Annotated in this window: 11 protein-coding genes; 6 read left to right on the forward strand and 5 right to left on the reverse strand. The window is 40.0% G+C overall.

Features of this window, described 5'->3' with window-relative positions:
* Positions 1–116 precede the first annotated feature (116 nt).
* Together pcrA and ACE1B6_RS28625 are read left to right on the forward strand one after the other, a co-directional pair.
* Positions 117–2,465, forward strand: coding sequence for a DNA helicase PcrA (gene pcrA / locus ACE1B6_RS28620; RefSeq protein WP_413260710.1), 2,349 nt, complete (start codon positions 117–119; stop codon positions 2,463–2,465).
* Positions 2,466–2,820: 355 nt separating this feature from the next.
* Positions 2,821–3,045 (forward strand): DUF4327 family protein, encoded by a 225-nt coding sequence (locus ACE1B6_RS28625; protein ID WP_413260711.1) that lies wholly within the window; start codon positions 2,821–2,823, stop codon positions 3,043–3,045.
* A 46-nt stretch (positions 3,046–3,091) separates the two neighbouring features.
* Here the strand turns inward: ACE1B6_RS28625 and ACE1B6_RS28630 are convergent, their stop codons facing one another.
* The 3 genes from ACE1B6_RS28630 to ACE1B6_RS28640 all read right to left on the reverse strand — a co-directional run bounded on the left by ACE1B6_RS28630 (position 3,092) and on the right by ACE1B6_RS28640 (position 5,925).
* Complete coding sequence (locus ACE1B6_RS28630) at positions 3,092–4,375, reverse strand: FGGY-family carbohydrate kinase (protein ID WP_413260712.1); 1,284 nt, start codon at positions 4,373–4,375, stop codon at positions 3,092–3,094.
* A gap of 117 nt (positions 4,376–4,492) precedes the next feature.
* Complete coding sequence (locus tag ACE1B6_RS28635; protein WP_413260713.1) at positions 4,493–4,948, reverse strand: tellurite resistance TerB family protein; 456 nt, start codon at positions 4,946–4,948, stop codon at positions 4,493–4,495.
* A 59-nt stretch (positions 4,949–5,007) separates the two neighbouring features.
* Positions 5,008–5,925, reverse strand: coding sequence for a histone deacetylase family protein (locus tag ACE1B6_RS28640; protein ID WP_413260714.1), 918 nt, complete (start codon positions 5,923–5,925; stop codon positions 5,008–5,010).
* 507 nt (positions 5,926–6,432) lie between these two features.
* Between ACE1B6_RS28640 and gyrA the strand changes: the two genes are divergently transcribed.
* On the forward strand, positions 6,433–9,000 hold the full coding sequence (gene gyrA / locus ACE1B6_RS28645; RefSeq protein WP_413260715.1) for a DNA gyrase subunit A: 2,568 nt from the start codon (positions 6,433–6,435) through the stop codon (positions 8,998–9,000).
* Positions 9,001–9,046: 46 nt separating this feature from the next.
* A complete protein-coding gene (gene lnt / locus ACE1B6_RS28650; protein ID WP_413260716.1) occupies positions 9,047–10,633 on the forward strand; it encodes an apolipoprotein N-acyltransferase in 1,587 nt (528 codons plus the stop codon).
* A 53-nt stretch (positions 10,634–10,686) separates the two neighbouring features.
* On the opposite strand, the gene tsaB is transcribed toward lnt, so the two are convergent.
* Complete coding sequence (gene tsaB / locus ACE1B6_RS28655; RefSeq protein ID WP_413260717.1) at positions 10,687–11,340, reverse strand: tRNA (adenosine(37)-N6)-threonylcarbamoyltransferase complex dimerization subunit type 1 TsaB; 654 nt, start codon at positions 11,338–11,340, stop codon at positions 10,687–10,689.
* A gap of 383 nt (positions 11,341–11,723) precedes the next feature.
* On the opposite strand from tsaB, the gene ACE1B6_RS28660 reads away from it, so the two are divergent.
* Entirely contained in the window at positions 11,724–12,596 is an 873-nt protein-coding gene (locus ACE1B6_RS28660; RefSeq protein WP_413260718.1) for an exosortase-dependent surface protein XDP2, read from the forward strand.
* Positions 12,597–12,706: 110 nt separating this feature from the next.
* Here the strand turns inward: ACE1B6_RS28660 and ACE1B6_RS28665 are convergent, their stop codons facing one another.
* Positions 12,707–12,955 carry a Ycf34 family protein gene (locus tag ACE1B6_RS28665; protein ID WP_413260719.1) on the reverse strand — a complete coding sequence of 83 codons (249 nt, stop codon included), beginning with the start codon at positions 12,953–12,955 and terminating at the stop codon, positions 12,707–12,709.
* 101 nt (positions 12,956–13,056) lie between these two features.
* On the opposite strand from ACE1B6_RS28665, the gene ACE1B6_RS28670 reads away from it, so the two are divergent.
* The gene (locus ACE1B6_RS28670; RefSeq protein ID WP_413260720.1) at positions 13,057–14,361 is read left to right on the forward strand and encodes a tRNA nucleotidyltransferase/poly(A) polymerase family protein; all 1,305 of its coding nucleotides are present in this window, start codon (positions 13,057–13,059) and stop codon (positions 14,359–14,361) included.
* Positions 14,362–14,470 lie beyond the last annotated feature (109 nt).

The following is a 14,470-nucleotide window of genomic DNA, read 5'->3' on the forward strand; positions in this document are numbered from 1 at the left end:
TTCCCCACAGTTTTAGTTTCAGTAAAATTTCTGTTTTCTTGAGCAAACCCTTTGGGAATGACGTACTATTAAAAAGCATATTCTGCGGCTTTAGCAGCATAGCATTCTTAGCAATTATGACAACAATTACTGATTTTCTAAGCCATCTTAACCCTAGTCAACGTCGCGCAGTGGAACATTACTGCGGTTCTCTGTTGGTGGTTGCGGGTGCAGGTTCCGGTAAAACTAGAGCTTTGACTTATCGCATTGCCAACCTCATCCTTAAGCATAAAATCGATCCCGAAAATATCCTCGCTGTCACTTTTACTAATAAGGCGGCGCGAGAAATGAAGGAACGGGTTGAAAAATTGTTTGCCGAACAAATAGTAGAAAAAACTACTGGTAAACCTTTTGCGTCTTTGTCGCCAGAGGAACAGACACATTGGCGATCGCAAATTTACAAAAAATACATTAAACCTCTCTGGGTGGGTACTTTTCACAGTCTTTGCGCTCGCATTTTGAGATACGATATCGAGAAATATCAAGATCCAAAGGGTCGGAAATGGAATCGCAATTTTTCTATATTTGATGAATCGGATACCAAAAGTTTAGTTAAAGAAATTGTTACTAAACAACTTAACTTAGATGACAAGAAATTCGATCCGAGTTCGGTTCGTTACGCCATTAGTAATGCGAAAAACTTAGGTTTATCTCCTCAAGAATTCGCCAAAGAACAGCCAAATTTCCGAGGTAAAGTAATTGCTGATGTTTACAGTCGTTACCAAGATGCTTTAGCGGAAAATAACGCTTTGGATTTTGATGATTTAATTTCGGTTCCAGTGCGATTATTTGAGCAAAATGAATCAGTTTTAGGATATTGGCATAGACGTTTTCAACATATTTTAGTTGATGAATATCAGGACACAAACCGGATTCAATATGACCTGATTCGCTTGTTAGTTACTAACGGAGAGAACCCGAAAAAGTTTGATAATTGGTTGAGTCGATCGGTTTTTGTAGTCGGTGATGTAGACCAAGCAATTTACTCTTTTCGCATGGCAGATTTTCGGATTTTGCTGGAGTTTCAAGAAGACTTTGGCGATGGTTTACCGGATGAAAAAACTCAGTCAATGGTGAAGTTAGAGGAGAACTATCGCTCAAGAGAAAATATTTTACAAGCAGCGAATCAGTTAATTGAAAATAACACTCAACGCATTGATAAAATATTGCGTCCGACTCGCGGAGAAGGAGAACCAATTTTTCTGCATCGTGCAGATAATGAAATAGATGAAGCGGATTTTGTTTTACAACAAATTCGTCAGTTAGATCGTCAAGATAACGATTTTAATTTGGGTGATTTTGCGATTCTTTACCGCACTAACGCTCAATCCCGTCCGTTTGAAGATGCTTTGTTGCGATCGGGAATTCCCTATACAATGGTAGGTGGATTAAAGTTTTACGATCGCAAAGAAATCAAAGACGCTTTGGCATATTTGCGCTTAATTGTTAATTCCAATGATACTGTCAGTTTGTTGCGAGTAATTAACACTCCTCGGCGCGGAATTGGCAAAACTACAGTAGATAACTTAGTAGTTGCTGCAAGAGAATTAAGCATACCTTTGTGGGAAATTATCAGCGATGAAGTATCAGTAAATAACTTAGCTGGACGTGCAGCGAAATCAATTAATAGTTTTTGCCAATTAATTCAAAAATGGCAAACTCAGTTGGATGTTTTATCAGCTTCGGAAATTGTCCAAGGAATTATGGAAGATTCCGGTTATACTGATGATTTGAAAAAGCAAGGAACTGATGAAGCACAGGATCGCTTACAAAACGTCTTTGAATTGTTTAACGCCGTCAAGCAATTTGAAGAAGAAAATGAGGAAACGAGTTTAAGTAATTTCTTAGAAAATGCTTCCTTATCTTCGGATTTAGATAATTTGGAAGAGGGACAAAAAGCTGTTTCCTTAATGACTTTACACTCAGCAAAAGGTTTGGAATTTCCCGTAGTATTTTTAGTGGGAATGGAACAAGGTTTGTTACCTCACACTCGCAGTTTAGACGATCCTGAAGGATTAGAAGAAGAACGTCGTTTGTGTTATGTTGGGATTACTCGCGCCCAGGAAAGATTGTATCTTTCTTATGCTAGAGAAAGACGGTTGTGGGGTGAACGCGCACCAGCTATTAGTTCGCAATTTTTGCAGGAATTACCCAAGGAATTGTTGAGTAGTAAAATAGATTTAGGTGTTCGCGGTAGTCGCTCAAATTTAACTGCTAAATCTCAAACTGAGAAACCTAATCTCACTCGAACAACTACCACACAAGGTTGGAAAAAAGGCGATCGCGTAGTTCACAAAACCTTTGGAGTTGGAGAAATTAGCCACGTTTTTGGTTCAGGAAATAAACTCTGTATCGCAGTCAAATTCCCCAGCGTTGGACAAAAAATTCTCGACCCCAAAATTGCTTCTTTGCAAAAAGTTCAATAACCAAAAGTTCAGCATAATTAGTAGGGTGCGTCAGACAATAAAATTTGATTGATAGCATCAGAATTTTAGCTTCTGACGCACCCTACAACTACAACTATAGGCTGTTTAAGCATATCGTTGATTAACTAAGAATTGCTACATTTCGCAAAAGTTTTGTACAGTTTTATAAAAAATGATTAAATCCAGACTAACTATACTGTGCGGGAAAGTCTCAAAGCTAGCTTAGATAATTATTTCCCTTATGTTACTTTTCTTAATGAATTTCTCAGAATAGTTGAAAAAAAATACCCCAAGAGAGAGATGATATAAATACAGCTAAAACTGCTACCAAATAAAATTGTGGAGTAAAGTAATAATGATTACCTCTAACCTGCATTACTCAATAGATGTGATCAAAGAAGAAGCGCGGGAACTTGTCAAAAAAGGTTTAATTAGTCCTCAGCAACCGATCTATAATCTTTGTCAGCATATTCGTTCGGGAGAATGGGTTTTTGTGGAATATGAATTAGAAGAGTGTGGTTATTTACTGCGCGATCGCATTTGCGATTTAATGGGTTGTGAAGAATGGAAAAATGATTAATTTCTCTCTATTTATCCGAACTAAAATAGGGTGGATTTTCTCCATCCTATATTTTTTTATTGATACCTTCCATTGCCAAAATTGCCGAACCATAAGCCGCTTGTCTGTGCGTTGGTTTTAAAATTGGAACTTGTAAATAGCGTTCTCGGATCTTCGTCCAAGTTGGATTTTTCGCACCCCCACCAGCAGTATAAACACAAGTTAAAGGAGTTGCACCTAACTGTTTTAATAATTCATATCCCCTCGCTTCAATTCGAGCTATACTTTCTAATAAGCCATGCAAAAATTCCACTGGATTTTCGGGACGTGGATCTAATTTAGGTGGTAAATTAGGATCGTTAATGGGAAAGCGATCGCCAGCCTTCAACAAAGGATAATAATCAAGACTACTAGCTTTTTCCGCATCAATTTGCGAACTTAAATTTTCTAATTCCGCATCAGAAAAGAAACTTTTCAACACTGCACCTCCCGTATTTGAAGCGCCACCAACTAACCATAAATCCCCCAATCTATGACTATAAATTCCATATTTCGCATCATCAACACGAGTACTACTTAACAGTTTAATCACCAAAGTAGAACCCAAAGAAGTACTAGCTTCCCCCGGAGATTTTGCCCCACTTGCCAGAAAAGCTGCAATACTATCAGTTGTACCTGCACAAACAATACAATCTTTTCTTAATTTCAAATTTGCAGCTATTTCCGTTGTAACTTCAGCAATAGCTGTTCCGGGAGTCAGAACATTTGGTAATTGAAAAGGTATTTCTAAGTTTTGTATCCATTTAGGATAACAAAGTTTCTCTACATCATAACCAAGTTTCAAAGCGTTATGATAATCGCTAATTCCTAATTGTCCATGTAATAAAAAAGCTAACCAATCAGCTTGATGTAAAAAAGAAAGATCCCCCCTAGCCCCCCTTAGTAAGGGGGGGATAAGAGGGATGTTTTCTTGGTACCAGAAAAGTTTTGCTAATGAAGAGGTAGCACTGATTACTGTGTGATTTAGTGGTGCAATTTGTCTGAGTTTATCTATTAGTTTTACGCCTCTGGAATCGTTGTATAAAATTGGTGAGTCAATGGGGTTGCCAGTTCGATCGCACAACAACACCGTTGAAGATGTGCCGTTAATGGCGATCGCACAAATTCCCCCTCTAATTTCTGACGGTATTTCACTAATTAAAGAAAACAAAGCTTGTCGCCAAACTGTTATTAAATCATCAGTTGAATCAGTAAAAGAATATTGTGATTCAGCTTGAATAATTCCTGCTGAATCTATTACTATTGCCCGTGCGCCAGAAGTGCCAAAATCAATGCCAAGGTAGAGATTCATGAGAAAAATAGTTAATTATCTAAACCTGCCGACGCAGGTTAAAAAATTAAAGTCCGCGAAGGCGGACTTTGTTTGTGTAGTCGCGATTTCAACCGCCAAATCCTTTTCAAACATCCTCTAAGAAAACGCCTCTTCCTCCTCATCAATTAACTCATCAATCATGTCCTGCGCCACATCTTCCGAAATATCCAAAGCGTCAGCTAACTGAGACAAAAAACTTTCCTCATCTTCATCAATTTTCTGATCGACTAACATCATTTCTGCCACTGCTTGAAAGGCAATTTCCCCGAAATCATCAGTAATAGATTCTACTGCGGTTCTAAATAAAACCCCGATTCCCTCCTCATTCAACATACTAGTAATTTTATTGATCGTCTCCTGAAACTCATCAACTGAGTAACTATCGAAAATATCCTGAGTATTGATGATATTAATAGCTTCCTCACTTTCTGCTTCCGAAGGTTGACCATTAGCGTAAACTGCTACCAGGACGATCGCCGCCACAGCTTCCTCTGGACTTAGAGTTTGTTTGCCTGTAATCTCTACATCAAAAATTTCTTGATACTTCACCATTTCAATCTCCTCCTTAGTTGATTAGTTATGACTTTTGTTCCATAAAAATGCCAAATTTTCTAAACTAAACACTGTTCAATTGTTGCTACCACAGATTCAGCTAAAGCCGCTAAATCGTAACCTCCCTCTAAACCAAAAACAATTCGTCGTGTTAACTTTAAGCAATACTCTGTAAACAAGCCAAAATCATGAGGTTGCAAATCAATTCTGGCTAATGGATCGTCAGCATTAGCATCATATCCAGCACTAACAATTAGCAAATCTGGGCGATAAATCGATAAAAAGGGCAATACTTCCGATTCAAAAGCCTTTTGATATTCTCCAACAGCACTACCCGGAGGTAGAGGAATATTTAACACATTTTTATATTCACCTCGTTCATCGGCGTAACCTGTTCCCGGATAACAAGGGGACTGATGCAAGGAACAGTAAGCCAATTTAGGATGATGTTCGACAAAGTTTTGTGTACCATTACCGTGATGCACATCCCAATCTAAAATTGCCACTCTTTTCACTTCCGGTTGTGACAAAGCATAACAAGCTGCGATCGCCGCATTGGAAAACAAACAAAAACCCATTCCCCGATCGCGTTCTGCATGATGTCCCGGTGGACGCGCCAACACAAAAGCCGGATCTTCCGTTGCCAAAACCCGATCGACTCCATCTAACCAAGCATTCACAGCTAATAAAGCAACATCGTAACTATAAGCAGAAACCGGAGTATCACCATCCAAATTTCCCCCACCACGTTTAGCAATTAATTCCACTCTTTCAATATGTTCTTCAGAATGTACCTTTTGCAACCAAGGCATCACATCTCTCTCAGTTACAGGTGTTGGTAATTGCCACTTTAACTGGTCAGCAAATGGAACACTTTTCAAAGCTTTGACAATTGCACTTAAGCGTTGCGGACGTTCTGGATGAAATGAACCAGTATCGTGTAATAAGAACTCATCAGAATAAATTACAGGTAACATAGTTTGTAGTAGGTAAACAACCGGGAACTTTCCCACCTTAGAGATATAGAAGCACAGGTGAAGCAAGCTGATTTCATTTAGTAACAAATTTTTGAATATAGCTGGCTTACCAAGTCCTAAATCAACTTTCTATATTTTTAATTCTACTTCACCATCGTCGGTGATATTTTTAATAATTCAATCGCTGATATTTGGATAATCCTTCATCAATACTTTAGGCGATCGGAGCCGAAAAATTCTTGATCTAAAATGAATTAATAGAGAATTATTTCAGCAATAATCAAAGTAATTTTTAACAGCAATCAGAGAACTAAAAACTTAGTAACTATTTGAATACTAGGAAAACCATACCAGATCCAAGGAAAAATTGGTTTCAACCCACCAAAAACGCCAAAATATGATACAATTTTAATGGTATTTGTGCATTATTGAAAGTCAGTTTGGCTGAAATTTCAATTACTTGCATTTTAGCAACATATATCTCACTTTTTTGGAGTTTTTCACCGTATGACCACTTCCCAGGAGCGGATTATACCCACGGATTTAGGGAACGAGATGTCCCGGTCTTACCTGGAATACGCAATGAGCGTAATTGTAGGGCGGGCACTCCCAGATGCTAGGGATGGTCTGAAACCAGTGCATCGGCGCATTCTGTATGCCATGCACGAATTGGGACTCACCCCAGACCGCCCGTTTAGAAAGTGCGCCCGTGTGGTAGGGGAAGTGTTAGGTAAGTACCATCCCCACGGGGACACCGCGGTATACGATGCGCTAGTGCGGATGGCGCAAGACTTTTCCATGCGATCGCCCCTGATCAACGGACATGGCAACTTCGGTTCGGTAGACAACGATCCACCAGCAGCAATGCGTTACACCGAATGTCGCTTGCAAGCACTAGCCACCGAAGCAATGCTGCGGGATATCGAAGCAGAAACAGTAGATTTTGCCGATAACTTCGACGGATCTCAACAAGAACCGATCGTTTTACCTGCCAGAGTTCCCCAACTATTGCTTAACGGTTCCTCCGGTATTGCAGTGGGAATGGCAACTAACATTCCACCTCATAATTTAGGCGAATTAATTGATGGTGTAATTGCCTTAATTCATAATCCAGAAATTACCGATCAACAATTAATTCGACATATTCCCGGCCCTGATTTTCCCACAGGCGGACAAATATTAGGAACCTCAGCAATTAAAGAAGCTTACACCACTGGACGTGGTTCAATTACCATGCGGGGTGTTGCCAATATTGAAACTATTGAACATCGTGGCAGACCCGATCGAGAAGCAATTGTAATTACTGAATTACCTTACCAAACAAACAAAGCAGCATTAATCGAAAAAATTGCCGAATTAGTCAATGATAAAAGACTAGAAGGAATCGCAGATATTCGGGATGAAAGCGATCGCGACGGCATGAGAGTCGTCATCGAATTAAAACGCGATGCTTACCCCAGAGTCGTCCTCAACAACCTTTACAAACAAACCCCATTACAAGCAAATTTTGGCGCAAATATGCTGGCGCTAGTTAATGGCGAACCCCAGCTATTAACCCTGAAACAATTCCTTAACGTCTTCCTAGAATTTCGCATTGAATGTATTACCAGACGCACTCAATACGAATTGCGGAAAGCCGAAGAAAGAGACCACATTTTACAAGGTTTGTTAATTGCCTTAGCAAACTTAGATAGAATTATCGAACTAATTCGTCATGCAGCCGATGCACCTACAGCACGCCAAGAATTAATCGCAGGTTACGGACTTTCGGAAGCCCAAGCTGACGCAATCTTACAAATGCAACTGCGGCGGTTAACAGCTTTAGAAGCCGAAAAAATTAGCCAAGAACATCAAGAATTACTCGCCAAAATTGCTGACTTGCGCGACATTTTACAACGTCGAGAACGCATCTTAGAAATCATTGAAACCGAAGCAACGCAGCTAAAAACCGCCTTTGCCACACCCAGAAGAACAGTCATCGAACACGCCGAAGGCGAACTAGACGACACTGATTTAATTGCTAATGAAAAAGCCTTGATTCTATTAACCGAACAAGGTTATATCAAGAGAATGCCAGTTAGTACCTTTGAAGCTCAAAGTCGGGGAACTCGTGGCAAAGCAGCTAACAAAATGAAAGAAGATGATGTCGTCGAACATTTCCTCACCTGTTGCGATCACGACAGCGTTTTGTTCTTCAGTGATAAAGGTGTTGTTTACTGCTTAAAAGCTTACCAAATTCCTACATCATCGCGCACTGCGAGAGGCGTTCCGATCGTCCAAATGTTACCCATTCCCGTCGATGAAAAAATCACTTCAATGGTAGCGGTAACAGAATTTAGCAATGATGAATACTTGGTAATGTTAACCAAGCAAGCTTACATCAAGAAAACCCAACTTTCCGCATTTAGCAACATTCGGGCAAATGGATTAATTGCAATTTCCTTGGAAGAAGGCGATCAATTACGCTGGGTAAGACGCGCCAGAATTGAAGATAGTATTATTATCGGATCGCGTCAAGGAATGGCAATTCACTTCCGCGCCGATCACGATCAACTACGTCCTTTAGGTCGTGCGACTAGAGGCGTAAGGGCAATGAAGTTAGAAAATGGCAACGAAGTAATTAGCATGGATGTTTTACCCAGTTCAATTGTTGCTAATATCGCCCAAGTAGGTGAAGCTGAACCAGAATTAGAAGCCGAAGAAACTAACAGTAACGGGGAAGAATTACTCGCCGGAAATCAAGGGCCTTGGGTGTTAGTTGTCACAAATGGCGGCTATGGAAAACGAGTTCCAGTTTCCCAATTTAAGCTGTATAATCGGGCAACAAAAGGCAAGATTGCGCTGAAATTCCGCAAACAGAATGATACCTTAGCCTCACTTTTAATCGTCAATGAAGATGCTGAATTGATGATGGTAACAACGCGAGGAATTATTATTCGTCAAGCTGTGAATGCTATTCCTTCCCAATCTCAATATGCCACAGGTGTAAGAGTGCAAAGGTTGGATGAAGATGATGCGATCGCCGCTGTCGCCCTAGTTCCTCCCACAAATGGCGAAGAAGAAGAAGCTGAATAATAATAGTCAAGGTGGGTTTTCTCCCACCTGACTTTTTTGAAATTCAATGAAAAATTCCACTAAATTTCGTTTAGTTATTAGCCTTGTCAGTGGCATTTTAATGGGAATGACCGCTGCACCTTTTGGTGTTTGGCCTTTAGCTTGGATTGCTTTAATTCCCTTATGGATTTTTACCGTAAAAAGCCAAAAATCCGAAAAATCTCTTTACTTTTACGCTATACTTTGGGCGATCGGCTATCATGGTTTAACTATATCTTGGATTCTCGGACTTCATCCTTTAACTTGGTTGGGAATTCCTTGGATTTTGAGTTTAGCGATCGCGATCGGAGCCTTATTATTATTTACAATTTGGGGCGTAGCCTTAGTCACTATTTGGGCAATTGGTAGCCGAGTAATTTTTCAATTCATTCATAATTTTAAATCCCCCATTCCTAAAAGTTTAATTCGCATATTAATCGGCACAACTCTTTGGTGTATTCTCGAATATATTTGGAGTTCCGGCCCCTTTTGGTGGACTTCCTTATCCTTTACCCAAAGTCCGCATAATTTAGCAATTTTACATCTCAGTCAAATCTCTGGCCCCAACACAATTAACGCCGTAATAGTCGCCGTAAATGGTTTAATCGCTGAAGCTTTTATATCTGGTAAATCACAAACAAATTCAACAATTGGCAGATTTCACAAAGGCTATTTAAGCCTTGCCATTGGGCTATTAATTACTTCCCATTTAGTCGGATGGGCAATTTATAGCCAACCATTAAGCGATCGACCAAACAACGCCTTAAAAATAGGAATTATTCAAGGCAACATTCCCAACAAACTTAAATTTACCCCCGAAGGTTTGCGTCTTTCCTTAACAAGATATACTGCTGGATATCGCAATTTAGCTAAACAAGGAGTAGCAGCAGTCTTAACTCCAGAAGGCGCTTTATCATCTCAATGGAATGACCCACCATCACCAAACAATCCTTTTTATCAAGCTATTTTGAATGAAAATGTAGCTGCTTGGGTAGGCGCACATCATCGAAAAAAAGATGGGTTTACCAACAGCTTATTTACTGTTACTAAAAACGGGGAAATTTTCAGCCGTTATGACAAAGTAAACTTAGTAGCTTTTGGCGAATATGTACCTTTTCGGGATATTTTAGGACGGATATTTCCCCAAGTTTCCGCAGTTGGATCGGATCAAATTCCTGGTAGACCTAATCAAGTATTTGATACACCTTTTGGTCGAGCTATTGTGGGTATTTGTTATGATTCAGTATTTACTCGTCATTTTCAACATCAAGCAGCTTTAGGTGGGGAATTTATTCTTACTTCATCTAACAACGATCCTTATAATGCGGCAATGCAATTTCAACATCATGCACAGGATGTTTTACGGGCTATTGAGAGCGATCGCTGGGCAGTAAGAGCCACAAATACAGGTTACTCTGCTATTGTCGATCCTCATGGTCAAACTAAATGGATTTCCCAAACTAAAACCTTTCAAATTCACGCTGACACTGTTTATCGCCGTCAAACAAAAACATTATATGTGCGTTGGGGAGATTGGTTAACACCGCTTTTGTTACTAATTTCTACAGTTATTTTAATCTGGCAATATTGGATAAGTAAATTCGGTTCGTTGTAGGGACATCAGTCCTTCACCTTTTAGCTTTTACGACTGAAGTCGCTACTACGAACTTATTCTATGGGATGTTGACCATAGAAAGGTAAACCTTCTGACCAATGGGGGCGTAAGCCTTGTTTCCAATCTAAATATGCTAGTTCTAATAAATTAGAAACAGTTGCACCTATGTTGCCAGAAACTTCTATTAATTTGTAGGGATAAGTTAAATTTGCCAAGGTTTGTTGCCAGACTTCTGGTTTCATCACCGTATCAGGGAATAATTGAACCTGCTTCAGATCGTTGACAGATTTTCGATAAACTGCTCCAAAAACTTCGCCTCGACTGGCTGGCATTTGAACTGCGATCGCAAATGGCTCATCCTCAGTGTGATGCGACCAAGCGATCGCCGCTAGAGTAGAAATCGCAAACAAAGGAATGTTTAATTGCTGCGCTAAAGTACGTGCAGTTACTACCCCAATGCGCGTACCCGTGAAACTACCAGGGCCTTTTGCCACCCCAATAAAACTCAAGTCTGACCAAGATTGTGGTTGAATAAATGCGGCTAAATACTGATGCAAGTGTGTAGATAAATCATGCCCTAAATTCCAGCTTTGGCAGCGGGTATTATCAGTAAAATTACTGATTCCTATTCCTAATTCTGGACTGCTACTGTGAATACCCAAACCGTATTTGACTAACTCTACAGACTTTTCCATAAATTCAACCATGCAACAAATTCCTCTAGGCAAAATTTTTATGTAATACTCCTAGTATAGTTATCATTTTGCTACAAATACTGCGTTAATTAACTAGATAAATTAGGTTGACCATAGTGGTTTTTTTATTATTCCTTAAGGATCAAAGACAATTTTAAAGATTAGAAGAATTTCTCGTTCATTGGGTGTAAGTTATAAACAGCGATGAGTAGTATAGAAATAGCTAGAACCAAGTATAATGACGACAGTCAACCGGAAGCTTGATTCAGCGCCAAATAACTAAGCTTGAGTTTTAATCTTTTTCTTTAAAACCAGCAAAGATCTAGATCACAAAATCAAAAAAAAACGACACTATTATTTTACTGATTGTCTTAAATACACTAGGGAGTACAAGAATGAAATTACAACGCACTGCAACTTTTATAGGTTTAGCCTGTAGCACAGTTTTAGCCGTTTCTACCGCTGCTCAAGCTGCCAGTTTTACCAGTAATGTTAGCCAAAATACAGACCCCGAAGCTGATATTTGGTTAAATTCCATCACTCAAAATGGCACTACATTTAGCGATTTTAACTTGGTCAACCGAGCTACTATTGTCTACAATACCCCGATCAAGGATGTACTACCTGGACAAACTTCCAATCCAGAACTCGGGGCTGATGTTAACAATACTGGTGCTGCTAGTACCGATCGAGGTGACAAAGCTACCGCACCAGGCGGTCGTGATGTATCTGGTTTAAATAACCCTACTGGTGAAGATATTGCTGCATATCTCGGTAATACCAATCTCAACAATATTATTGATGTTGAAGATGGTAAAAGCATGAAATTGAACCTGTTCTTCCAAGAAACTATTTTCGCGGATAATACAGGGTTAGATAACCTCTTCTTCTGGGAACGGGGGATGGGGAACTGGAGTGCTAGCGATTTGTCAGTTCAAGCAATTGATGCTGATGGTAATCTGATTGGTAATGCTTTGTTCCTCGATCGCAACGCGAAACAATATGCAGGCTTTAGTTTGGACACAATGGAAATTGATGAGGTTCAAGAAGTAGGAAGTTGGGGAGTTAAACTCAGTCAATTAGGAGTAACATCTGCTGCGGGTATCCGAGTCATGTCAGACTGGAATATGAATGGCCCAGATTTCAAATTAATGGCACGATCGAACGCACCAGCAAGCGTACCTGAACCCGCAACCCTCGCTGGTTTAGGATTCGTAGCTGCTTCTTTAGCCACATTTCGCCGTCGTAAAGTCAGCAAAATCTCGTAAGAGACAACTTCTATACTTCACATTCTCGAAAGAAATAAAGAGGTACATACTTTAAGTATGTACCTCTTTATTTCTTCATTCCTTGGAGTTTTTTTCTGGCTTTTTCCCCTTTAAGTAGGTACTAACTCACCCGGACGTAACTTCGCCCATTTGCCCATTTCTTGTTTAAAGCTAACGCAGCCAACAACATCCCATTCCATTTCTACATAATCTTGTTGGGGACGAATGTTAACATTAATGCTGGGTTCAATTGGTTCAAAGTCAGGATCTTCCGTCAAGTGAGGTACCTCATGCTGCGTTTCTACGGCGTGGTAGGTAATGCAGCGATCGACATAATGACAATTAACGCAAATACACATAGCGTCTTCTCCAGTACCTTTTTTGTTAATCTAGCTTAGGCGAGTGGGCGATCGGTTAGTCCCTTGGTTGATTTTTGTTGCGATTATCTGAAAAAACTACCATGAACCACAGAGACACAGAGAACGCAGAGAGAGAATTTTCTGTCTTGTCTCCCGAAAATTGGCCTTTCGATTTAGAATTTTTGCCCCAATCTGCTTACATGGTAGGTGGTGCGGTACGCGATGCGCTTTTGGGGAGACAACGCAATTATCTGGATTTAGATTTTATTATCCCGAAAGCAGCGGTGAAAGTTGCTCGGAAAATTGCCACTCACTACAAAGCTGGGTTTGTTTTGTTAGATCCCCAAAGACAAATTGCTAGGGTTGTTTTTCCCGATGCTACCGCTGACTTTGCTCAGCAAGAAGGTGATTCCTTAGAAACTGATTTGCGGCGACGAGATTTTACCATGAATGCGATCGCCTACCACCCCCACAGCAACCAACTAATCGATCCCCTGCAAGGTTACACTGACTTAAAGCAAAGTCTCATCCGCATGGTATCACCTGCCAACCTACAAAATGACCCTTTGCGTTTACTAAGAGCATACCGTCAAGCTGCCCAATTAGGTTTTCAGATTCAACCAGAAACTCGTTCCGTAATTCGAGAAATGGCATCCTTACTCGGTACAGTTGCAGCTGAAAGAGTCCGAGTAGAATTAGGTTATCTCCTCAATTCTCCCGGAGGAATTCCTTGGTTAACCGCTGCTTGGGAAGATGGATTAATTAATATTTGGTTGAGTAACGCCACAGAAAAAAGTTTCGTTCAACTTGTCGCTGTTGACTCCGCAACTACCAAATTAGTAAATATTTGGCCTCAATTAGATATCGAACTTTCTCAACAAATTCGTGACACTATCAAAACCCCTTGGTTAAGTCTTGCCAAACTCGCTTGTTTAGTCGCAACCGATCCCTTTTTGGCAGAAAGCGAATTACAAAAACTCTCTTACAGCCGCGCCGAAACTAAAGCTGTAACTACGATATTAAAACTTTTACCACGGTTACATTTACAGCCAAAATTATCTAATGAAATGTCTTTAAGAGAGCAATATTTTCTATTTCGAGAAGCTGGAAAAGCTTTTCCCATTGTCGCAGTTTCATCTGTGGCTACCGGAATTTCCATTGCAGAAATTTCGCCTTTGATTAACCGTTATCTTAATCCTAATGACCAAGTTGCCCATCCCATTCCCTTAATTTCCGGCAATGATTTAATCAGAGAACTTAATCTCACACCTAGCCCAAAACTTGGGGAATTACTCACAGAAATTCAAATTGCTCGCATTGAAGGTAAAATTTCTACGGTGGGAGAAGCGATCGCATTCGCCACCCAGTTAAACGAGCAGGGAGACAAAGGGGCAGAGGGACAGTAAAAGTTTTTATTATGCAAGTTTCAATGTTCTTTACTAACTAATTCTTCTTAATTCTCTGAATCCAAATAGCCATCTAACAGTAAATGATAATATTGCACTAACTTCTCCC

The sequence above is a fragment of the Floridaenema fluviatile BLCC-F154 genome, from assembly GCF_041929135.1.
GTDB lineage: Bacteria > Cyanobacteriota > Cyanobacteriia > Cyanobacteriales > Aerosakkonemataceae > Floridanema > Floridanema fluviatile.

What these genes read in the sequence shown, in the direction of transcription:
- ACE1B6_RS28635 (WP_413260713.1), bottom strand. Translation starts at nt 4,948, where the DNA reads ATGGTGAAGTATCAAGAAATTTTTGATGTAGAGATTACAGGCAAACAA.
- ACE1B6_RS28625 (WP_413260711.1), top strand. Translation starts at nt 2,821, where the DNA reads ATGATTACCTCTAACCTGCATTACTCAATAGATGTGATCAAAGAAGAA.
- gyrA (WP_413260715.1), top strand. Translation starts at nt 6,433, where the DNA reads ATGACCACTTCCCAGGAGCGGATTATACCCACGGATTTAGGGAACGAG.
- ACE1B6_RS28640 (WP_413260714.1), bottom strand. Translation starts at nt 5,925, where the DNA reads ATGTTACCTGTAATTTATTCTGATGAGTTCTTATTACACGATACTGGT.
- tsaB (WP_413260717.1), bottom strand. Translation starts at nt 11,340, where the DNA reads ATGGTTGAATTTATGGAAAAGTCTGTAGAGTTAGTCAAATACGGTTTG.
- ACE1B6_RS28660 (WP_413260718.1), top strand. Translation starts at nt 11,724, where the DNA reads ATGAAATTACAACGCACTGCAACTTTTATAGGTTTAGCCTGTAGCACA.
- ACE1B6_RS28665 (WP_413260719.1), bottom strand. Translation starts at nt 12,955, where the DNA reads ATGTGTATTTGCGTTAATTGTCATTATGTCGATCGCTGCATTACCTAC.
- ACE1B6_RS28670 (WP_413260720.1), top strand. Translation starts at nt 13,057, where the DNA reads ATGAACCACAGAGACACAGAGAACGCAGAGAGAGAATTTTCTGTCTTG.
- lnt (WP_413260716.1), top strand. Translation starts at nt 9,047, where the DNA reads ATGAAAAATTCCACTAAATTTCGTTTAGTTATTAGCCTTGTCAGTGGC.
- pcrA (WP_413260710.1), top strand. Translation starts at nt 117, where the DNA reads ATGACAACAATTACTGATTTTCTAAGCCATCTTAACCCTAGTCAACGT.
- ACE1B6_RS28630 (WP_413260712.1), bottom strand. Translation starts at nt 4,375, where the DNA reads ATGAATCTCTACCTTGGCATTGATTTTGGCACTTCTGGCGCACGGGCA.